The organism is Burkholderia sp. AU28863, assembly GCF_002223195.1.
GTDB classification, from domain to species: Bacteria; Pseudomonadota; Gammaproteobacteria; order Burkholderiales; family Burkholderiaceae; genus Burkholderia; species Burkholderia sola.
In genome coordinates this window covers 41,776-61,190 of record NZ_NKFE01000001.1, presented here as the reverse complement: position 1 = coordinate 61,190, position 19,415 = coordinate 41,776, and the positions used below count along the sequence as shown (strand labels likewise).

Sequence of the window (19,415 nt, the reverse complement as noted above, 5' to 3'; positions counted from 1 at the left end):
GATTGCGCGAGCATCGACCGGCCTTTCAACTTTCGTTCCGGTCCAATTGATGTCGCTGAAAGACGTTTGTAATCTCGTTGATTCGTCTATCGAAAACGGGAAATCCACACATGACCGGTCCGCTCGCCGATCACGCCCGCTCGCAAAGCTTCGCGGTATGCGATGCATTGCGACGCCATCGCCGCACACTCGCTGACCATACGCCCGCCCATACAAGCATTCGCACGCATCAGCGCAACGGTTGGCTGATCGGCGACGATTCTTTCAGCGGCGATTTCGATATCGATCCGCATCTTGCGGACCCGCTCCTGAGCGCACTCGTTACATCGGGCCAGTGTTCCGCGTCCGACTGGGTGCATGACTTCGCAGACCGCGGCCGTTCCGGCGATCCAGGAACGCTCGCCCGTCTTTACGAAGAAGGCCGCAACAACCTGGTAGGCCCGGAAAGCATTATCGGAAACCTCAACACCGGGCTCGGCGCCACCCATGCGGCGCATGCGCTCTCCCTGCAAAGAAATATCGATGCGGGCGCGCAGACGTTGATTCGCCGCGCTTCGCCAAGCGTGAGAATCAACCATTACGTCACGCTCTATGACGGCAACACCACGGGGAAGGGAAAACCTCGTCCGAAGCTGCGCATAAGCAACATGCCGATTCAGACCGTCCAGCCGGCGCTCGGACCCCATGCAAAGCACAATCCGCGCACGCAAACCACGACCGCAGCGCTCAAGGCGGCGGATCTCAAAAAGCTGACGCCCAGGATTTCGCCACTGAGGCACTTGTACGCCGGCAGCCTGATCGGCAGCGGCGTTCTGACGTTCGCGCCGAGTCTGGCACTCGACATGGCGGCCAGTATCAGCCGGGATACGCAGGGCGCGTTGAGATTCGATAGTCGTGCGTTCGTGCTCGCGTCTGCACGTAGTCAAAGCGGGAATGCGATCGGGTTTGGCGTTTCGATGATTATGTCCATAGGCCTGCTCTGGGGTGGCCTTAACGCCCTCCCAGTCATCCTGATCGCCTTCGGAACCGGATTCGTCGCGCAAGTAGCCTGGAACATGTCCACTGGTCCTAACCTCGCAGAATCGCGGGTTCAACGCCTGCTGGACAACTAACATGATGTTTCCCGACCTCGAGCGCGCCCGGCCGCTTCTCTGCCATGCCCCACTTTGCCTTGGCCCCGGCAGCATCATGATCTTCGGCCTCTTCCTGAGCGTCATCGCGGACGCAAATGGCATCGCGTTCCAGCTCAAGAGCTGGCCCATGCTTGCGCTCCTTGTCGCTGGGCTGGCTGCCGGATACCACATCAAATACCGCTCCACGCTGTCCGTACGCTCGCTGGCGGCGATCATGTTCTATATCGTAGTCGTGGCAGGACTTCTGCCAGGTACCGCCCTATTGAGCGCGTGGTCGCTCATCGAAAAACCAGCGTCCAGCAAGCCATACTTGTTTTTTGTTTTTCTTTATCACGCCACCGCGCTGTCCTCACTCGCGTTGCCGTTTGCCCTCAAACTCCGCGAACTGAGGCGCCATCCCGATCGCCGTTTCAAAAATAACGAATATCTGGCCGATACCCGCTCGTTCACGATCGATCCCAACTGCGGCAGGACCGTTCCCACGAGCACGCTCGCGCCGGCGACCATCGCCCTGACCGTCAACCTGCCGATTGCTCTGAATACCTACATCGGCAAAAATAGCAGCGCGCTTCTGATTGCGACATCACTGTACGCGCTGTTATTTTCTTACGTCGCCGCCGTCTTCGTTGGGCCGAAACTGGCCTACCTGTATGAGTTGTACCGATATGAACGCCAAACCGGCCGACGTTTCGTCAACCAGGAATACGAGAAAGCCCAGGCGCTCCGCCGCACCTTCCTCCTGTGCCGCTTGTGGGCGAAACTGGCATCGTTTCGGCGCGCACGCTGATCCCCTGCACGACGCGCATTGCGTCGCGCCCCCCGCATCCAGTCGACTCGCCGCCCACGTCACGCCACCACCGCAGGCTTTTTGCTAGATTGTGCGTTCGCACACCGCGAGACCCCGATTAAAGGAGACCCGCATGGCCCGCAACATCGAGATCAAAGCCCGCGCCCGCGAATTCGACCGCCTGCGCGAACGGGCGGCCCAGCTCGCGACCGAAGCCCCGCTCTTCTACCGCCAGCAGGATTTCTTCTATGACGTGCCGCGCGGGCGGCTCAAGCTGCGCCGCTTCGAGGACGGCACGCCGGCCGAGCTGATCTTCTACCAGCGCGACGATCGCGACGGCCCGAAGGCGTCGTACTACACGCGCAGCCCGGTGACGAACCCCGACGCGATGCATTCGCTGCTCGCGACCGCGCTGACCACCCGCGGGATCGTGACGAAGGAGCGGCACGTATACCTCGCCGGCCGCACGCGCATCCACCTCGACCGCGTCGACGGCCTCGGCGATTTCATCGAACTCGAAGTCGTGCTCGGCCCCGACGATGATGAAGCGGGCGGCGAAGCCGAAGCGCACGAGGTGTTCGCGAAACTCGGCGTCGCGCAGGACGATCTCGTCGCGGTCGCGTACGTCGATCTGTTGAACGCCGACGCCCAGCCCGAAACGGCCTGATCCGGCCCCGTCGAAGGTGGTACCGCGCGTGCCGCCTTCAGCGCCGATGCCGTGGCCGCCTCCCCGTCACGCGGCGCCCGGCGCCAGATGCGCGAGCGGCAACGCACCGTTGCGCTTGAAGGTCGTCAGTACGATGTTCGAGCGCACGCTGTCGACGCCCGGCACGCGCATCAGCTTCTTCATCACGAACTGCGACAGCGCGTTCAGATCCGGCGCGACGATCCGCAGCAGGTAGTCGGCATCGCCCACCACCGCATGGCATTCGAGCACTTCGGGCAGCACGTCGATCTGCTGCTGGAACTGCTCGATGATCGAATCGCCGTGATGCTTGAGCTTCAGGCTCGTGAACGCGGTCACGCCGAGCCCGAGTTTTTCGGGCCGCAGCATCACGCGGTAGCCTTCGATCACGCCGGCCGCTTCCAGCCGCTGCAGCCGCCGACCGATCTGCGACGGCGACAGCGGCACCTCCTCGCCCAGCTGCTGATGCGTCGCGCGACCGAAGCGCTGCAGCACGTCCAGCAGCGCGAGATCGAAGTGATCGAGTTCCAGCATGAGCATTCTCCGCATTGATACGTGATTTGATGCGCGATTATCGCATCATAAAGCAAATTTATGCCAACTATGCGCCCAATCCGCGCGTCGTCCGCTCTACACTTGCATGGTCCCAACCACAGCGTGCCGAGCCTGATCATGTCCACCGTCGTCACCGCGAAACTGCAGGAGCAGTTCGACGCGGGCCTCGAAACCCGCGCCGATTTCACCATCGACCAGCCGCTGCAGCGCTACGGCCAGGTCGACCACGCGGTGTGGAAGCAGCTCTATGCGCGCCAGTCGGCGCTGCTGCGCGGCCGCGCGTGCGACGCGTTCGTCGCCGGGCTCGGCAAGATCGCGCTGCCGGCCGATCGCGTGCCGTCGTTCGCCGACGTGAATCGCCAGTTGAAGCCCGCGACCGGCTGGGAAATCGTCGCGGTGCCCGGCCTCGTGCCAGACCGCGTGTTCTTCGCGCATCTCGCGAACCGGCGTTTCCCGGTCACCTGGTGGATGCGCCGTCCCGACCAGCTCGACTACCTGCAGGAACCCGACTGCTTCCACGACCTGTTCGGCCACGTGCCGCTGCTGATCGATCCGGTGTTCGCCGACTACATGCAGGCGTACGGCCGCACCGCGCTCGCGGTCGCCGACGACGAAGCGGCGCTGGCGCGGCTCGCGCGCCTCTATTGGTATACGGTGGAATTCGGGCTGATCCGCGACCCGCGCGGCACGAACGGGCTGTCGATCTACGGCGCCGGGATCGTGTCGAGCAAGGGCGAAAGCCTGTACAGCCTCGAAAGCGCGGCGCCGAACCGGCTCGGGTTCGACCTGGAGCGCGTGATGCGCACGAAGTACCGGATCGACACGTTCCAGAAGACCTACTTCGTGATCGACGATTTCGCGCAGCTGTTCGCGCTCGCCGACGTCGATGGCCGCGCGCTGGCCGACCGGCTCGCGGGGTTGCCCGAATTCGCGGCCGGCGCGGTGCTCGACACCGATCGTGTGCTGCATCGCGGCACGGGCGAAGGGTGGCCCGACGACGCCGACGCGTAACGCGCGGGGCGCCGCGGCACGGGGTGCCGACGACCGTCGGCCGGCCGCCCGTCGCCCTTTCCGCAACTATGGAACAATGAACGATGCCGGCTTCGCCGCGCGGCGCAGCCGCGCGCGGGCGCCGTTACCGAACGAGAGGTGCAAGATGATCCACAAGCTCACATCCGAAGAACGCAAGACCCGGCTCGAAGGCCTGCCGCAGTGGACGGCCGTGCCGGGCCGCGACGCGATCCAGCGCCGCCTGCGCTTCGCCGATTTCAACGAGGCATTCGGCTTCATGACGCGTGTCGCGATCAAGGCGCAGGAGATGAACCACCATCCGGAATGGTTCAACGTGTACAACCGCGTCGACGTCACGCTGTCGACCCACGACGCCGACGGCCTGACCGAACGCGACATCGAACTCGCGCGGTTCATCGACGGCGCCGCCGCGCACGCGCAACCGGGCGCCTGAGTCCCGCCTTCGCCGCCGCGCGCCTTCCGGTGCGCGGCGCGTCAACTTTTCATTTCGCTGAACGTTTTCTAGGATGTACTCAGCGAAAGCCTTCAGCTTTCCAAGCCATCCTTAAGGCGCACGTAAGTCTCGTACGCTTTCCTCGCCTTGGGGTCCAATCCTTCCAGTTGCAGCGCGCTTTCGCGCTGTACAATCAGCAGCGCATACGGCTTGGAGAGCGCGCTGGCCTCTTCGCAGAGTTTGAGTTCGTCGCCGCTCGACGGCGAGCGGGCGCGCCAGAAATTGATCGCGGCTTCGAGGTCGTGGATCGAAATATCGGACATGATTGGATTTAATCGTTCGCTGGCCGCCATGCTTGATGTCAGGCGATGCGGCGTTCCTGTGGAAACGGCTTCGTGCTGTCCGCGTGCCTGAACCGCCAACCCATTGTACTTGAGCGAACTTCATGCGACTCCTTCTGATCGAAGACGACCGCCCCATCGCACGCGGTATCCAGAGCAGCCTCGAGCAGGCTGGCTTCACCGTCGACATGGTGCATGACGGCATCTTTGCCGAACAGGCGCTGGCACAGAACCGCCACGAACTCGTGATCCTCGACCTCGGCCTGCCGGGCATCGACGGCATGACGCTGCTCACGCGCTTTCGCCAGACCAACCGCCACACGCCCGTGATCGTGCTGACCGCCCGCGACGAGTTGAACGACCGGATCCAGGGCCTGAACTCCGGCGCCGACGATTACATGCTCAAGCCGTTCGAGCCGGCCGAGCTCGAGGCGCGCATCCGCGCGGTGATGCGCCGCAGCGGCCCGCACAGCGACATGCCGCGTCCCGAAGTGTCGCTCGGCGGCGTCCGCCTGTCGGGCGTCGACCGCCGCATCTTCAACGACGACAAGCCGCTCGAACTGTCGCCGCGCGAATTCGCGGTGCTGGAAATGCTGCTGCTGCGTCACGGCCGCGTCGTCAGCAAGGCGCAGTTGCAGGATCACCTCACGCACTTCGGCGGCGATCTCGGCGACACCGCGATCGAAGTCTACGTACACCGCGTCCGCAAGAAACTCGAGCAGTGCCGCGTCGAAATCGTCACGGTCCGCGGCTTCGGCTACCTGCTGCAGGAAATCCGCCAGACGGCGAGCGTCTGAGCTGAGCGACGCCGCGCCGGCCGGCCGCGTGCCGCCGGCGCCATGCGCGCCGCTTCGCGTTGCCGTTCCCGGCGCACGACCGCGCCGCTCCCCGTGAGCGGCGCTTATCCCTTTGCCCGTCGAAATGTCTTCTGATCCGGCTGTGACCACCAGCCTGCGCCGCTCGCTGCTCCGGCGCCTCGCCGCCCCGCTGTCGATGCTCGCGCTGATGAGCGGCCTGATCGCCTACTGGCTCGCGTGGCAATACACGCAGCACGTGATCGACCGCTCGCTCGCCGACCTCGCGACCGCCATCTCCAAGCAGATCCAGATCGCCGGCCCCGACGCGCCGTTCACGGTGCCGCCGCTCGCGCAGGCGATGTTCTCGGATCCGGCCGAAGCGCTGATCTACCGGATCAGCGACGGCGAGGAGGAACTCGCCGGCGATCCGAAGCTGCCGCTGCAGGGCATCAACGTGCGCCGGATGCATCACGCGTACGTGTTCGAGGCCGAATACGACAACCGCGCGGTGCGGGTCGCGCAGGTGCGCGTCGACAACGTCGAGGGCGGCCGGCCGATGGTCGTCGAAGTCGCGCAGCCGGTGCGGCACCGCTACCGGATCGCGGCCGAATTCCTCGTCGCGATCATGATGCCGCTGCTCTTGCTGCTGCTCGCGGGCTGGGGCATCGTGTGGCGCGTCGTGAACCAGCAGTTGGGCCCGCTCACGCATCTCGCCGATTCGCTGAACCGGCAAACTCACACGTCGCTGGAACCGGTCGACGAAACCGATGTACCGCTGGAGATCCGGCCGCTGACCAGCGCGATGAACGCGCTGCTCGGCCGCCTGAAAACCGCGCTCGACGCACAGCGCAAGTTCATCGCCGATGCCGCCCACCAGTTGCGCACGCCGCTCACCGCGGTGAAGCTGCATGCCGAGCAGGCGGCCGTCGCGCGCGACCCGCAGCAGACTTTCGCCGCGGTGCGCGAGTTGCGCGCGGCCGCCGACCGCGCGGTACGGCTGTCCAATCAGTTGCTGTCGCTCGCGCGGGCCGAGCCGGGCGAACAGGCCGCGCGCTTCGTCGACGTCGATCTCGCGGCGATGGCGTTCGAGACCGGCGCCGAATGGGTGCCGCGCGCGCTCGCATCGCACGTCGACCTCGGCTTCCAGCGCAGCGACGAGCCGGGCGACGACGAGAAGCTGATCGTGCGCGGCAACCCGGTGTTGCTGCGCGAGGTGATCGCGAACCTGCTCGACAATGCGCTGAAGTACGTGCCGCTCGCGCGGCCGGACGGCGCGCGGATCACGGTGAACGTCGCGCGCGCCGCGCTCGAGGACGGCCAGCCGGCCGCCGAGATCGTCGTCGAGGACAACGGCCCCGGCGTGCCCGCGAACCAGCAGGCCGACCTGTTCAAGCGCTTCTTCCGCGGCGACGCGCAAAGCGGCAACGGTGTCGAAACAGGCGCCGGGCTGGGACTCGCGATCGTGCACGACATCATCGCGATGCACGGCGGCACCGTGTCGTACGAGGATGCACCGGAAGGCGGCTCGCGCTTCGTGGTGCGCGTGCCGCTCGCTACGCGTACGGAAAAGCCGGCCAGCGAAACGCCGGCTGCGGCGCCGACGCACTGAACGGCCACCGACCGAGTCGCGGCGGGCAATCGCTGGCCCGTCGACCCGAGGCGCCCCGCCAGAACAGGAACGGAAAGACGGAAAGGGAATGACGGCCGCCACGACGCGGCAGCCGTCGGCTGAGCGACAGCGGCAGCGCGCGATGCGCTGCCGCCTGCATCACTTCTTGTTCTTCTTGTCCTTCGAACCGGACGCAGGCTTGCCGTCCTTCTTGTCCTTCTTCTTTTTCTTCTTCCCGCCTTCGTCGGACGTCGCGAGCAACGTGCCGCGGCACGACGCCGCACCGCAGTGGCACGCGTATTCGCGCTTGAGCTTCTTCGTCAGCTTCGCGTCGATCACGAGGCCGTAGTCGTAGAACAGCTCTTCTTCCGGGTTGATGTCGCGCAGCGCGTGGATGTACACGCGGCCTTTGACCTCCTCGGCCTCGCAGTTCGGCGCGCACGAATGGTTGATCCAGCGCGCGCTGTTGCCGTCGACCTTGCCGTCGATCACGCCGCCTTCGTCGAGTGCGAAGTAGAACGTATGATTCGGCTCGCTCGGGTCGTGCGGATGGCGGCGCAGCGCTTCCTTCCACGAGATTCGCTCGCCCTTGTATTCCACTACGCGTTCGCCGGCCTTGATCGGCGCCACGGCGAACACGCCCTTGCCGTGTACTCCCGAGCGGCGCACCGCGATCCTGCGTGAACTCATCGAACCAATCCTTGTGAAGACGACTTGAACGGAAGCGACCGCGATCGCGGCCGGGCGCCGCGCCAAACGAAAACGCGGCACCGGTCGGTGCCGCGTCGGGTCATGCGGCGAATCATCCGCATCCTACACGTTCAAGATTGCTTCGTTCAACATCGCGCGCAATATTGCGCGATGCGCTCAGCGCTGGCCGAACGAGACGTCGCCGAACAGCGCCTTGTGCTCGCGCGGCTGCGAACGCCAGTACTGCGGCGGCGCCGTCACCTGCGCGCCCAGCTCGGCCGCCGCATGCCACGGCCAGCGCGGGTCGTACAGCATCGCGCGCGCCATCGCGACGAAATCGGCATCGCCGGCCTCGATCAGCCGGTTCGCATGCTCGGGTTCGTTGATCAGGCCGACCGCGATCGTCGGCATGCCGACCGCCCGCTTCACGGCCTGCGCGAACGGCACCTGGTAGCCGGGCGACAGCGGAATCTTCTGCAGCGGCGACACGCCGCCGGACGACACGTCGATCCAGTCGCAGCCGCGGCGCTTCAGTTCGTGCGCGAACGCGATCGTATCGTCGAGCTCCCACCCGCCTTCGACCCAGTCGGTCGCGGACACGCGCACGCCGACCGGCCGATCCTCCGGAAACGCGGCGCGCACGATCTCGAAGATCTCGAGCGGAAACCGCATCCGGTTCTCGCGCGAGCCGCCGTATTCGTCGGTGCGCCGGTTCGCGAGCGGCGACAGGAACTGATGCAGCAGGTAGCCGTGCGCCGCGTGCACTTCGATCGCATCGATACCGAGCCGCGCGGCCCGTCGGGCCGACGCCGCGAACGCTTCGCGGATGCGGTTCAGGCCCGCCGCATCGAGCGCGAGCGGCGGCGTCTCGCCGTCCTTGTGCGGCACGGGCGACGGGCCATGCGGCAGCCAGCCGCCGTCGGCAACCGGCACCAGCTGGCCACCCTCCCACGGCGCCGCGCTCGACGCCTTGCGCCCCGCATGCGACAACTGCATCGCGATGCGGATCGGCGAATGCTTGCGGATCGCGGCCAGCACCGGCTTCAGCGCGGCTTCGGTCACGTCGTCCCACAGGCCGAGGTCGCCCTGCGTGATGCGTCCGTCGGGTTCCACCGCGGTCGCTTCGATGCACAGCAGCCCGGCGCCCGACAGCGCGAGATGGCCGAGATGAATCATGTGCCAGTCGGTCGCTTCGCCGCGTTCGGCCGAGTACTGGCACATCGGGGAAATCACGATCCGGTTCGGAAGGGTCACGCCGCGCAGCGTGAACGGAGAAAACAGCGCAGTCATGGAAGCCGCTCGCCAGGAAAGGGAAAGAGCGGACGAGCGTAGCACGCACGCCTGAAGCGTGCAGACGGCGCGCTCGGCAGTAAGCGGATGGTCAGGTATGGCCGGCCGGACGCCGGCGGGGCGTGGAACAAACGGAATGGGCAATGGACGGCGATGCGCCGGCACGCGACGGACGCAGGCAGGCCCGCCTTTGCGGCGGGGCGGGGCCGCCCGCGACGTCAGAGTCCGACGCCGCCGAGCCACTCCGCGAACATGCTCCGGGCGGCCGTCTCGAGCGCGGGGCCGTGCTGCGCGGTATCGGCGCGCAACTGGCGCGCGTCGATACCGGGCGTCGCGGCGATTTCGCCGGCGTTCGCGATCAGCCACGGTTCGAAGCGATCGGTACGGATCTCGGGATGACATTGCAGCGCCAGCACGTGCTGCCCCCATGCGAACGCCTGATGGCGGCAAGCCGGCGTCGACGCGAGATGGATCGCACCGCCCGGCAGGTCGAACGTATCGCCATGCCAGTGCAGCATCGACGTCGTCGCGCCGTCGAGATGGCGCAGCGGCGACGCGCGGCCGGCGTCGGTGAGCGTCAGCGGCGCCCAGCCGAGCTCGTGCCGCGCGGCCGGATAGACGCGTGCGCCGAGCGCCCGCGCGATGAACTGCGCGCCGAGGCAGATGCCGAGGATCGGCAGCCCCGCGTCGATGCGCTGGCGCACGAGCGCCAGGAGCGGCGCGATCGTCGGATACTGCGCGTCGTCGTACACGCTGAGCGGCCCGCCGAGCACGACGAGCAGCGACGGCTCGAGCACGTCGAGGACTTCGACCCGCGACGATCCGACATCGACATAGCGCACCCGTCGACCGCGTTCGCCGAGCACCTGCTCGAAGCTTCCGAGATCCTCGAAATGCACGTGGCGGATCGCCACGACTTCAGCGTTCATCATCGGCCTCCCGGTCGATCGACGGACGTCAGCCTGCGAAAATCTTCCAGGTCTTCTTCTGCGTCGCCGCGTCGGCTTCTTCCTGCACCGAGCAGTCGAGACGCAGATCGCTGTCGGACATCGCGATGTCGAGCACCGCGCAGTGATGCACGGTCTTCTTCGACGGCTTGCCCGGCTGGAAATGCGTGCACGTCAGGCACATGCGCTGCGGCGGCGTCGCGCCGGCCACCTGCAGCTCGCGCAGCGTCTTCAGCAGCGCGCGATACAGCGTGCCCTGCTCGTCCGCGCCGAGCTTGCCGACCGCTTTCGTCAGGAATTCAGGCCATTGCAGCGCCTTCTTCGCGGCCGTGCGGCCACGCGCCGACAGGCGGACGGCCAGTGCCCGGCCGTCGTCCAGCGCACGGCGCTTCTCGACGAGCCCCTTCGTCTCGAGCGTGCTGACCGCATCGCTCGTGGTGGCCGCGGTGAGCTGCGTCTCGCGCGCGATCTCGCCGAGCCGCATCGGGCCCTTGCGCTGCAGCAGCAGCACGAGAATCTCGCCTTGCGTCGGCGTGAGGCCAGCGCCTTCCGCCCAATCCCATGCCTCGCTCCGCATGGCCGTGCTCAACCGCAGCAGGCTGTGGGTCACACGTCCCGCAGCCTGGTTCCCGTAAACGCCTTCGCTCATAGTCTTTTCGCTTTGCCGCCGCCCGGATGGCCGAGCGGCCGTAGTGTGGAGATCGAATCTATCTCAAAACAGACGCCCTCTCTCGAGTGCGTCAGCACGGCCGTCGCGAGGCACACGCGGCGGTCGCGTTCGCGGCGACCGGAGAGACACGCATCGTTCCGGTGTCCGCAAAGCCGACATTCTAAGCGAGAGCGGAAAATCGCACAGCTAAGTTATCCCCCGCATGCTGTGGAAAATCACTGGATAACCGGAATTTTTCGTTGTGCGCGCAATGTCGCGCGCCCGAGAAACGGGGCGTGCCGGTATTTTCCTGTTCGGATCGGCCATCGGCCGCGCGGGAATGATCCACCGGGTTATCCTGCCTGCAGAGCATTGACTTTGCAGCGGAATATCGGGTTATCCACAGATTTCGACGGCGCCTGCCAACGATTTCGGCGCGACAGGGCGCCGATAATCGTTCAGCGAATCGCGGCGCGGTCGATCCTGCAATCTGCAAAACATTTTTTCACTCGCGCCAACGTAAGCACTGCTGCCGGACCGTCTCGTTCAGCGATTTTTCCTGTTTGAAAACGGTTCTCAACCACGATGCGTCGTTCACGCGCGCCTTCGCGAGCGCGCCGATCTCGTCGAGCGCCGCGCGCGACCCGAGCGCGGCCGCATGCGGCGCGATCCGGTCGAGCGTATCGAGGATGTCTTCCGCGATCGTGCGGCGCTCGCCCGTCTGAGGATTCACGCAGGTGCCCTCGAGCCCGAAACGGCACGCTTCGAAACGGTTGAACGTGTAGACCAGGTAATCGTCCTCCGACAGCTTCAGCGGCCGGTCGGTCAGCAGGTAGCGTGCGAGCGTCTGGATGTAGCAGGCGATCGCCGCCGCGCGGTCGACCGACAGCGGCGTGTCCATCACGCGCACCTCGATCGTGCCGTAGCCGGGCTTCGGCCGGATGTCCCAGTAGAAGTCCTTCATCGAGTTGACGACGCCGGTGTTCACCATCTTCGTGAAGTACTCCTCGAACGAGTCCCAGGTCAGCACGAACGGCGCGCGGCCCGACAGCGGGAACGCGAACACCGAATTCAGGCGTGCCGAATGGAAGCCCGTGTCGACGTTCTGCACGAACGGCGACGACGCGGACAGCGCGATGAAGTGCGGAATGAAGCGCGACATCGAGTGCAGCAGGAACAGCGCGCTGTCGGGATCGGGGCAGCCGATGTGCACGTGCTGGCCGAACACGGTGAACTGCTTCGCGAGATAGCCGTACAGCTCGGAGATGTACTGGAAGCGCGGCGCATCGTAGATCTGCCGGTCGCTCCATTGCTGGAACGCATGCGTGCCGCCGCCGGCCAGCCCGACGTTGAGCTGGTCGGCCGCCTTCACGAGCACGTCGCGGATCGCATGCAGTTCGCTGACGGCCTGCTCGTGCGAATGGCAGATGCCGGTCGACAGTTCGATCATGCTTTCGGTGATTTCCGGCGTGATGTTGCCGGGAAAGGTCTCGCCCTGGATCAGGCGCATCAGGTCGGACGCCGCTTTGGTCAGGTCGTAGTTGTGCGTGTTGACGACCTGGATCTCCAGTTCGACGCCGAACGTGAACGGTTCGGAATTGACGAAGGTTTCGAGTGCCATGGCAGGTTCCGGAATCAGTTGCCGTCGCTGCGTTCGCCGACCGCCGACAGGCAGCGATAGACGACGAACGGGGTGACGAGCTGCAGGATCACGATCGAGCACATCACGATCGCGCGCAGGTGCGGGTCGAAATTGGGATAGAGCTGGTAGGTGTCGTCGACGAGCAGGTACGACAGCGCGGACATCGGCGTGAGCGCGATGCCGAGCGCGATGCCCTGCTTCATCCCGAGGCCGCTCGGCTTCGCGAACGCGACGACGCCGGCCAGCTTCGCGGCGAGCCGCGTGATGATCAGCACGATCGCGAGCAGCCCGCCGAGCGCGATGTCGCCCCACGTGAACGACGTGAGCGTCAGCACGAACAGCACCACCGTCAGCAGCCAGCCGGCCGTGCCGAAGTGCTCGGGCCACAGCTGCGGCCGCGCTTCGAGGTTCTTCACGATGATGCCGGCGAGCAGCAGCGTGAGCAGCGTCGACAGCTTCAGCGCCTGCGCAACGGCGATCGCGAGCATCACGAGCCCGAACAGCGCGACGAACGAATGCTCGTCGCGCATCGTCGCGGTCATGTGACGGAACAGGTAGTTGCACGAACGCGCGACGAGATACGCGACGATGAACGAACCGGCGAGCAGGTAGAGCGGTTGCAGGATCGTCGCGAAAACGTTGCCGTACGCTTCCTGGTGCAGCCAGCTCGTCACGAGCTTGGTCAGCACGATCGCGTACACGCTGTTGAGCGCGGTGAGCGTGATCAGGCGTTGCGACACCTGCCCTTCCGCGCGCAGTTCGGTCTTGAGCTGGATCACCATCGACGGCGACGTCGCGATCGCGATCGCCGACAGCACCAGCGCGACCATCCCCGATACGCCGAGCGCGAGCATCACGAACAGCACGAGCACGAACGTGAGCGTGGCTTCCGCGAGGCTGGACGCAACGAGCCACGGATTGCGCCGGATCCAGCGCAGGTCGAGGCGACTGCCGAGTTCGAACAGCAGCAGGCCGAGCGCGACGTCCATCAGCAGCCGCGAGGTTTCGTCGGTGCTGGTATCGATCACGCCGAATCCGAACGAACCGGCGATCAGGCCGATCACGGCATAGCCGGTGATGCGCGGCAGGCGCCACGCGCGATAGCACAGCTCCCCGCACAGGCCGGCTGCGAACAGCGCGAGCCCGGCCCAGAACACGGCATCCGGCGCGAGCGGCCAGTTGGGCAGGAATGAGAACGCCGACTTCATCGTGGTGACTTCTCCTTTGGAAGCAACCGCCAGCGACGCGGGTCAAGCGACAGGAATGGATGCGCGCCGGCTGGGTATTGCCCCGAATGTGATTGTTGTGCTCGACGATGGCGGTACATGGGGTCCGCCTGTTCCGCCACAAGGCGGAACGTCGTTCAGGTTGCCGATCTGGATTGTCGGCCTGGTGTGTGAACGGACTGCGCAGTCTCGAAGATTCAGATTCGAAATCGTGCCGACCGTTCCATTGAAGCATGCCCGGCGCTTGGCCGAACGAACGCGAAGGAAACCGATTGTGCCACAGCTTTTTCGCTCCGGAACCGATTGAATCCACTCGAGGTGCTGTGCGGCACGGCAGGCCTTTGGTTTCAAAGGTTTACTTGTATATATACGTAGTAGAAGTTAACAAAGGGCGCACAGTTCTGTGGATAACTCCGGTTTACGCTGGCAGATCAAGGTGTTGGCGAAACCATAACCGGTTGCACAGGCTGTTCGCGCACAGCGGTTTGAGTTGAGCAACTTTCGGGCCGCATCACAGCTGTGCCGAGTTGCCCAGTTTACGTCCACTGTGATTGCACACGAAGTGCGCGCGGATTCCGCGCGGTTATCCACAGCGTCGCGTGGATAACCTTGCGCGGAACAATCGGGAAACTGTGACGGATGCGCGCGGCCGGTCAGCCGGCCGAACCGACGCGGCGGGCGCGCAGTGCGCGGATCAGGAAGCGGGCGGGATCGACCGCGTCGGCGAGTTCACGCTCGAGCGGCCACGGCTCGCCTTCGAGTTGCGACGCGATCAGCTCGGCGCCGAGCGCAGCCCATACGAGGCCGCGCGAACCGAAGCCGAATGCGCCGTAGAGGCCCGGCGTGCGCGGCAGGTCGCGCGCCTGCGCACCGCCCAGCGCGCGTGCGTTCGCGGTGGCCTGCGCTTCGTCGGCGAGCGGGCCGACGAGCGGCAGACGGTCGCCGACGACCCAGCGGAACGCCACGCGGCCGCGCAGCGTGGCCGGATCCGGCAGGTCGCCGATCAGGCCCGGCAGCAGGTGCCGCACGCGGTCGAGGTTTTCGGCGTGGCCGGCCGCGCGCATTGCGGGATCGGTGTCGTCGGGTTCGAACGTGGCGCCGATCAGCAGCGTGCCGTCTTCGAGCGGCACCGCGTAACCGTCGCCGATCGCCGGGCACGGCAGCGGCGCCGTCGTGCCCGGCGGCAGCAGCGTGAGCTGGCCGCGTACCGGTTGCAGCGCGACATGCCGCAGCCCGGCAAGACGCGCGGCGTCGCCCGCGTTCGCGAGCACGACGACGGGTGCCTCGGCGAGCGTAGCGCCCGCGTCGTCGAGCGCATGCCAGGCGTCGCCCCGCCGTTCGAGCCGTGCGACGCAGGTGGACGCGAGCAGGCGCACGCGCTCGCCGGCCGCCGCATATTGCGCGGCGCATAGCCCGGCCGGCCAGACGGCGCCGCCGTGCGGGAACAGCAGGCCGCCGTGTGCGACCGGCAGATTCAGATGCGCGCGCGCGGCATCGGCATCGAGCAGCGCCACGTAGTCGGATGGCGCGCCGAACGCATCGAAGGCGTCGCGCATTCGCGCGAAATCGTCGGCCGATTCGGCGAGATGGATCATCCCGCGCGTGCTGCGTGCGAATGCATGCCCTGCGTGTTCGAGTGCACGCCAGCGCGCGATCGCGTGCAGGAAGCCGCCGCGCGTGAGCCGGCTCGCGACGTTGTCGTCGCGCGTCATCAGCGGATGGAAAACCCCGGCCGGATTGCCCGACGCTTCGCTCGCGATCCGTTCGTGCCGCTCGATCAGCGTGACGTCCCAGCCGCGCGCGGCCAGACGTTCGACGACCGCGCAGCCGGCGAGGCCCGCGCCGATCACGATCGCGCGGCGCGCTGCAACGGGCAGCGCACGCGGCGGCTCGTGCCGGCGCGCGCGCCAGCGCGGCGCATATTCGCCGACGAGACGATCGTCGACTTCGCGGAACGTGAAACCTGTTTCGCCGAGCGCGTGCTTCACGTCGTCGGACTTTGCATGTGTCGCAAACGTCGCGTGTTCGCCGGCGAGTTTCGCGAGTGCGCGGATCCCGTCGCTCGATATCGCGGCGCCGTCGAGAAAAAACGCATCGGCGCGCGCGACGAGCTTCTTCAACAGGTCGATCGCGTCGCCGAATGCGAGCGTGAGCACCACGCGCCCTTCGTCGAATTCGAGCCGATGCACGCCCGGTACCCGCATCGGCCATGCGTCGATCAACGCGTCGACGTCTGCCGATATGGTTGTGTCCGCAACCATGTGCGCAACCGCGCGGCGCAGGTCGTCGCGCGAGAACGGATGCGACTCGACCGCGACGACATGCAGCCGCTCGCAGCGCGCGGGATCGTCGCGCCACGCGGCCCACGCCGCAAGGAAGCCGGCGCCCGCGCCGAATTCGGTCGCGACGATCGTGAACGTCCGGCGGCGCTGCCAGCGCGCGGGCAGCCCGTTGCCGGAGACGAACGCGCGATGTGCGTGCGCGAGCGTGCCGGATGCGCCGCGATGGAGCTCGCCGAACTCGGGCGAGACGAGCGTGCCGTCGTCGCGAAGCGCGAGCGTGGCGTAAACAAGTCGGTCGGGCATGCGAAACAAAAAACGTGGCAGCCAAGCCTGGCAAGGGATTGCGGGAGGCCGTCCGGCCGGCCGTTGGAAAAGGGCAACGGGGCGGCGCATGGGCGGACCACGCTGCGTGTCCTGTCCGGTTGGCGCAGGTCAAAAAACGGGCAATCGACGATTCATTCGGCGAAATACCGATGAAAATCTTTGAAACCCTTGTCGTTATTGGGTTTGCGCTGCGCTATCATAGCAACGCCGTACCGCGGGGTGGCCGCCGGCAAGCCGGAGGGCGCGTCGCGCGGGCCAGGATTCGGCGCTGTGTCGTCGGAGTCTGACTCTCGACGGCACGGTTCGCGCACGTATAATCGGCGCGTTCGCGCTGTTCGTGTCAACCTAACCTGATAAAGGAACCTTAATGAACAAACAGGAACTGATCGACGCCGTCGCCGCCCAAACGGGCGCCAGCAAGGCTCAAACCGGCGAAACGCTGGACACGCTGCTCGAAGTCATCAAGAAGGCCGTGTCGAAGGGTGATGCGGTTCAGCTGATCGGCTTCGGCAGCTTCGGTTCGGGCAAGCGCGCAGCACGTACGGGCCGCAACCCGAAGACGGGCGAAACCATCAAGATCCCGGCAGCCAAGACGGTCAAGTTCACGGCTGGCAAGGCGTTCAAGGACGCCGTCAACAAGCGTTAAACCCGCGCCTGTTCCCAAAAAAACCCGCCTCTTGGCGGGTTTTTTGTTGGGCGCGCGCGGCATTTTCGCCACAGTTCGCGCCGCCCTTGCAAAAGTTAACGGTTGTTTTTACAAGCCGTTACCACGCGATCATGCGTGCACGATCTGCGTGTCGCCATGATCGTCGTCGTCGTGCGAATCGACGTCCCACGCCGGGAACGGATCGTCGAATGCGGCCCATCCCGCTGCGCCGAGCGCGAATTCCGCATCGGTCAGCAGGCATGCATCGAGTTTCGTGCGCCACGCGTCGGCGTCGAGCGCGATGCCGATCAGCACGAGTTCCTGTCGGCGATCGCCGACCGTGCGATCGTCGAGATCGCCGAGCCATTCGGCGCGGATTTCGGCGAGCAGCTCGTCGTCGTCCGGCCATTCCGCGCGGTCCTGCGCCGCCCACCACAAACCCGCCGGCCCGTGCCGGCATACGCCGCCCGCCTGCGACAGCGAACCCGCGATGTCGTTGCGCGTCGCGAGCCAGAAGACCCCCTTGCTGCGCAGCACGCCCGGCCACTCCTGATGCAGCAGCGCCCAGAGACGTGCCGGGTGAAACGGCCGGCGCGCACGGTAAACAAAATTGCCGATCCCGAATTCGTCCGCTTCGCCGTGCACGTGCGCGTGATGGTCGTCATGGCAGTCGGGGTCGTCGCAATGCGTGTGACCGTGGTCGAGCGATGCGAGCCAGCCGGGAGCGTTCGCGGCTTCGTCGAAATCGAAGCGGCCGGTATTCAGCACTTCGTCGAGCGGCACGTTGCCGAACGTCGATACGACCTGGTGCGCGCGCGGATTGAGCCGCGCGAGGATGTGCTGCAGGCGCGCGAGATCGTCCGCGCCGACCAGGTCGGCCTTGTTGATCACCAGCACGTCGCAGAATTCGATCTGCTCGATCAGCAGCTCGACGAGCGTGCGGTCGTCGTCTTCCGACGCGGCGATGCCGCGCGTCGCGAGTGCGTCGTCGGAGCCGTAGTCGCGCAGGAAGTTGTACGCGTCGACCACGGTGACGAGCGTGTCGAGCCGCGCGATCGCCGACAGCGACGCGCCGTCGTCGTCGACAAACGTGAACGTTTCGGCGATCGGCATCGGCTCCGCGATACCGGTCGATTCGATCATGATCGCGTCGAAGCGGCCTTCGGACGCGAGGTTGCGGATCTCGACGAGCAGATCGTCGCGCAGCGTGCAGCAGATGCAGCCGTTCGACATCTCGACGAGGCGTTCCTCGACGTGCGACAGCGCCTGCGCATCGCGCACGAGCGACGCGTCGATGTTGACCGCGGCGAGATCGTTGACGATCACCGCGACTTTCAGGCCCGCGCGGTTCGCGAGCACGTGGTTGAGCAGCGTGGTCTTGCCGGCGCCGAGGAAACCGGACAGCACGGTGACGGGCAACGGCTGTTTCATTGCCGGATTCATGATGATATGCACCAACGGAAAAGATGAAAAAGCGGCCGCGGCGCCCTGCCGGGGCGCGATCGGCCCGCACGCGGGTGAAACGGCGGCGTCAGCCCGCATTGTGCATCAAACGCGCGCCGGCCGGCCCGGCGTCAGCCGGCGACGCGGCGCCGAATCACTGAGCGGCGGCCTGCGTGGCCTGAGTAGCCGGAGCGGCCTGAGCAGTCTGCGCGGGCGGCAGCAGCTTCCATTGCGTCAGGATGCCGGCGATCTGCCGCGCGTACTTGTCGCGCAGCGACGGCGTTTCCGAATGGTAGGCGCCGACCGCCTGCCACGTGTTGCCGTAGCGGTTCATCTTCTGTTTGAGATGCCACGCGGCGATGTACACGTTCTTGCACGGCTCCATCAGCGTGTCGCGGCCGATCCCGTAGCGCGACAGCGTCGGCAGGTGGATCGAATTGATCTGCATCAGGCCGTAGTCGACCGAGCCGTTCGTGTTCTTGTTCAGCGCACCGGGCCGGTTGCGCGACTCCTGCCACGCGATCGCGCGCAGGATCAGCGGATTGACCTGCTGATATTTGGCCGCTTCGTCGAAACAATCCGCGCGTGCGTTGCCGCTGGCGAACCACGCGCCGGCGGCGATCAACGCGAGCGAAGCGAATCGTCTGTTCATCGTGCGGAAACGGAAAGGAATTGCGCGAAGCTCGGGAAAACCCGTGCCTGTTATTAGTGCGACGAGAAACGCGCCGCCCGTATCATACCGGCAGACCGTCCGATTGCGACAGCAGGAATACGGCAGCCCGTTTATACCGCATTTCCGTGTCGATTCATCTCGAAATCGGGGCGACGGCCGGCATGCGGAGGGTTACGCGGATCCTTACATATCGCATACGATTCGCCGGACACATGTCGTATGTGAGACAGT

General features: G+C 65.9%; 19 protein-coding genes. 8 read left to right on the top strand and 11 right to left on the bottom strand.

Going from position 1 to position 19,415, the window contains the following annotated elements; all coding sequences use genetic code 11:
* Positions 1 to 110 precede the first annotated feature (110 nt).
* The 3 genes from CFB81_RS35185 (at position 111) to CFB81_RS00320 (ending at position 2,587) form a co-directional block, all read left to right on the top strand.
* Positions 111 to 1,112, top strand: coding sequence for a hypothetical protein (locus CFB81_RS35185; RefSeq protein WP_143328552.1), 1,002 nt, complete (start codon positions 111 to 113; stop codon positions 1,110 to 1,112).
* A gap of 1 nt (position 1,113) precedes the next feature.
* Complete coding sequence (locus CFB81_RS00325) at positions 1,114 to 1,920, top strand: hypothetical protein (protein WP_179235890.1); 807 nt, start codon at positions 1,114 to 1,116, stop codon at positions 1,918 to 1,920.
* Positions 1,921 to 2,053: 133 nt separating this feature from the next.
* Positions 2,054 to 2,587 carry a class IV adenylate cyclase gene (locus tag CFB81_RS00320; RefSeq protein WP_069618793.1) on the top strand — a complete coding sequence of 178 codons (534 nt, stop codon included), beginning with the start codon at positions 2,054 to 2,056 and terminating at the stop codon, positions 2,585 to 2,587.
* 66 nt (positions 2,588 to 2,653) lie between these two features.
* On the opposite strand, the gene CFB81_RS00315 is transcribed toward CFB81_RS00320, so the two are convergent.
* Positions 2,654 to 3,139, bottom strand: coding sequence for an Lrp/AsnC family transcriptional regulator (locus tag CFB81_RS00315; RefSeq protein ID WP_006408082.1), 486 nt, complete (start codon positions 3,137 to 3,139; stop codon positions 2,654 to 2,656).
* Positions 3,140 to 3,277: 138 nt separating this feature from the next.
* Here CFB81_RS00315 and phhA point away from each other — a divergent pair, with 138 nt between their 5' ends.
* Complete coding sequence (phhA, locus tag CFB81_RS00310) at positions 3,278 to 4,171, top strand: phenylalanine 4-monooxygenase (protein ID WP_218829335.1); 894 nt, start codon at positions 3,278 to 3,280, stop codon at positions 4,169 to 4,171.
* A 76-nt stretch (positions 4,172 to 4,247) separates the two neighbouring features.
* Positions 4,248 to 4,625 (top strand): 4a-hydroxytetrahydrobiopterin dehydratase, encoded by a 378-nt coding sequence (locus CFB81_RS00305; RefSeq protein ID WP_256122001.1) that lies wholly within the window; start codon positions 4,248 to 4,250, stop codon positions 4,623 to 4,625.
* Between the two features lie 92 nt (positions 4,626 to 4,717).
* Here the strand turns inward: CFB81_RS00305 and CFB81_RS00300 are convergent, their stop codons facing one another.
* Positions 4,718 to 4,948, bottom strand: a complete 231-nt coding sequence (locus CFB81_RS00300; RefSeq protein ID WP_006401493.1) for a DUF3717 domain-containing protein — start codon at positions 4,946 to 4,948, stop codon at positions 4,718 to 4,720.
* A gap of 122 nt (positions 4,949 to 5,070) precedes the next feature.
* Between CFB81_RS00300 and CFB81_RS00295 the strand changes: the two genes are divergently transcribed.
* Together CFB81_RS00295 and CFB81_RS00290 are read left to right on the top strand one after the other, a co-directional pair.
* The gene (locus CFB81_RS00295; protein WP_006401494.1) at positions 5,071 to 5,763 is read left to right on the top strand and encodes a response regulator transcription factor; all 693 of its coding nucleotides are present in this window, start codon (positions 5,071 to 5,073) and stop codon (positions 5,761 to 5,763) included.
* A gap of 124 nt (positions 5,764 to 5,887) precedes the next feature.
* Positions 5,888 to 7,372 carry a sensor histidine kinase gene (locus CFB81_RS00290; RefSeq protein ID WP_089434329.1) on the top strand — a complete coding sequence of 495 codons (1,485 nt, stop codon included), beginning with the start codon at positions 5,888 to 5,890 and terminating at the stop codon, positions 7,370 to 7,372.
* Positions 7,373 to 7,531: 159 nt separating this feature from the next.
* Here CFB81_RS00290 and CFB81_RS00285 read toward each other — a convergent pair whose 3' ends face one another.
* The 7 genes from CFB81_RS00285 to mnmC all read right to left on the bottom strand — a co-directional run bounded on the left by CFB81_RS00285 (position 7,532) and on the right by mnmC (position 16,401).
* On the bottom strand, positions 7,532 to 8,062 hold the full coding sequence (locus CFB81_RS00285) for an SET domain-containing protein (RefSeq protein WP_089434328.1): 531 nt from the start codon (positions 8,060 to 8,062) through the stop codon (positions 7,532 to 7,534).
* Between the two features lie 177 nt (positions 8,063 to 8,239).
* A complete protein-coding gene (locus CFB81_RS00280; protein ID WP_069618796.1) occupies positions 8,240 to 9,352 on the bottom strand; it encodes an NADH:flavin oxidoreductase/NADH oxidase in 1,113 nt (370 codons plus the stop codon).
* 218 nt (positions 9,353 to 9,570) lie between these two features.
* Complete coding sequence (locus tag CFB81_RS00275) at positions 9,571 to 10,281, bottom strand: glutamine amidotransferase (protein WP_089434424.1); 711 nt, start codon at positions 10,279 to 10,281, stop codon at positions 9,571 to 9,573.
* 28 nt (positions 10,282 to 10,309) lie between these two features.
* On the bottom strand, positions 10,310 to 10,948 hold the full coding sequence (locus CFB81_RS00270) for a MarR family winged helix-turn-helix transcriptional regulator (RefSeq protein WP_043887672.1): 639 nt from the start codon (positions 10,946 to 10,948) through the stop codon (positions 10,310 to 10,312).
* Positions 10,949 to 11,453: 505 nt separating this feature from the next.
* Complete coding sequence (locus CFB81_RS00265) at positions 11,454 to 12,569, bottom strand: YbdK family carboxylate-amine ligase (RefSeq protein ID WP_006490006.1); 1,116 nt, start codon at positions 12,567 to 12,569, stop codon at positions 11,454 to 11,456.
* A gap of 14 nt (positions 12,570 to 12,583) precedes the next feature.
* Positions 12,584 to 13,798: a cation:proton antiporter gene (locus tag CFB81_RS00260; protein WP_069618797.1), complete on the bottom strand. Its 1,215-nt coding sequence runs from the start codon at positions 13,796 to 13,798 to the stop codon at positions 12,584 to 12,586.
* A gap of 671 nt (positions 13,799 to 14,469) precedes the next feature.
* Positions 14,470 to 16,401: a bifunctional tRNA (5-methylaminomethyl-2-thiouridine)(34)-methyltransferase MnmD/FAD-dependent 5-carboxymethylaminomethyl-2-thiouridine(34) oxidoreductase MnmC gene (mnmC, locus tag CFB81_RS00245; RefSeq protein ID WP_089434326.1), complete on the bottom strand. Its 1,932-nt coding sequence runs from the start codon at positions 16,399 to 16,401 to the stop codon at positions 14,470 to 14,472.
* Positions 16,402 to 16,789: 388 nt separating this feature from the next.
* On the opposite strand from mnmC, the gene CFB81_RS00240 reads away from it, so the two are divergent.
* Positions 16,790 to 17,068 (top strand): HU family DNA-binding protein, encoded by a 279-nt coding sequence (locus CFB81_RS00240; protein ID WP_006401505.1) that lies wholly within the window; start codon positions 16,790 to 16,792, stop codon positions 17,066 to 17,068.
* Positions 17,069 to 17,197: 129 nt separating this feature from the next.
* Here CFB81_RS00240 and CFB81_RS00235 read toward each other — a convergent pair whose 3' ends face one another.
* The gene (locus CFB81_RS00235; RefSeq protein WP_089434423.1) at positions 17,198 to 18,511 is read right to left on the bottom strand and encodes a GTP-binding protein; all 1,314 of its coding nucleotides are present in this window, start codon (positions 18,509 to 18,511) and stop codon (positions 17,198 to 17,200) included.
* A gap of 154 nt (positions 18,512 to 18,665) precedes the next feature.
* Positions 18,666 to 19,163 (bottom strand): lytic transglycosylase domain-containing protein, encoded by a 498-nt coding sequence (locus CFB81_RS00230; protein WP_069618799.1) that lies wholly within the window; start codon positions 19,161 to 19,163, stop codon positions 18,666 to 18,668.
* Between the last annotated feature and the right edge of the window lie 252 nt (positions 19,164 to 19,415).

Bases quoted from the DNA above. Each gene is read 5' to 3' on its own strand.
- CFB81_RS00280 (WP_069618796.1), bottom strand. From the start codon at position 9,352: ATGACTGCGCTGTTTTCTCCGTTCACGCTGCGCGGCGTGACCCTTCCG.
- CFB81_RS00235 (WP_089434423.1), bottom strand. From the start codon at position 18,511: ATGAATCCGGCAATGAAACAGCCGTTGCCCGTCACCGTGCTGTCCGGT.
- CFB81_RS00285 (WP_089434328.1), bottom strand. From the start codon at position 8,062: ATGAGTTCACGCAGGATCGCGGTGCGCCGCTCGGGAGTACACGGCAAG.
- CFB81_RS35185 (WP_143328552.1), top strand. From the start codon at position 111: ATGACCGGTCCGCTCGCCGATCACGCCCGCTCGCAAAGCTTCGCGGTA.
- CFB81_RS00305 (WP_256122001.1), top strand. From the start codon at position 4,248: ATGAACGATGCCGGCTTCGCCGCGCGGCGCAGCCGCGCGCGGGCGCCG.
- CFB81_RS00275 (WP_089434424.1), bottom strand. From the start codon at position 10,281: ATGAACGCTGAAGTCGTGGCGATCCGCCACGTGCATTTCGAGGATCTC.
- CFB81_RS00320 (WP_069618793.1), top strand. From the start codon at position 2,054: ATGGCCCGCAACATCGAGATCAAAGCCCGCGCCCGCGAATTCGACCGC.
- CFB81_RS00325 (WP_179235890.1), top strand. From the start codon at position 1,114: ATGATGTTTCCCGACCTCGAGCGCGCCCGGCCGCTTCTCTGCCATGCC.
- phhA (WP_218829335.1), top strand. From the start codon at position 3,278: ATGTCCACCGTCGTCACCGCGAAACTGCAGGAGCAGTTCGACGCGGGC.
- CFB81_RS00270 (WP_043887672.1), bottom strand. From the start codon at position 10,948: ATGAGCGAAGGCGTTTACGGGAACCAGGCTGCGGGACGTGTGACCCAC.
- CFB81_RS00260 (WP_069618797.1), bottom strand. From the start codon at position 13,798: ATGAAGTCGGCGTTCTCATTCCTGCCCAACTGGCCGCTCGCGCCGGAT.
- CFB81_RS00300 (WP_006401493.1), bottom strand. From the start codon at position 4,948: ATGTCCGATATTTCGATCCACGACCTCGAAGCCGCGATCAATTTCTGG.
- CFB81_RS00295 (WP_006401494.1), top strand. From the start codon at position 5,071: ATGCGACTCCTTCTGATCGAAGACGACCGCCCCATCGCACGCGGTATC.
- CFB81_RS00230 (WP_069618799.1), bottom strand. From the start codon at position 19,163: ATGAACAGACGATTCGCTTCGCTCGCGTTGATCGCCGCCGGCGCGTGG.
- CFB81_RS00290 (WP_089434329.1), top strand. From the start codon at position 5,888: ATGTCTTCTGATCCGGCTGTGACCACCAGCCTGCGCCGCTCGCTGCTC.
- CFB81_RS00240 (WP_006401505.1), top strand. From the start codon at position 16,790: ATGAACAAACAGGAACTGATCGACGCCGTCGCCGCCCAAACGGGCGCC.
- CFB81_RS00265 (WP_006490006.1), bottom strand. From the start codon at position 12,569: ATGGCACTCGAAACCTTCGTCAATTCCGAACCGTTCACGTTCGGCGTC.
- mnmC (WP_089434326.1), bottom strand. From the start codon at position 16,401: ATGCCCGACCGACTTGTTTACGCCACGCTCGCGCTTCGCGACGACGGC.
- CFB81_RS00315 (WP_006408082.1), bottom strand. From the start codon at position 3,139: ATGCTGGAACTCGATCACTTCGATCTCGCGCTGCTGGACGTGCTGCAG.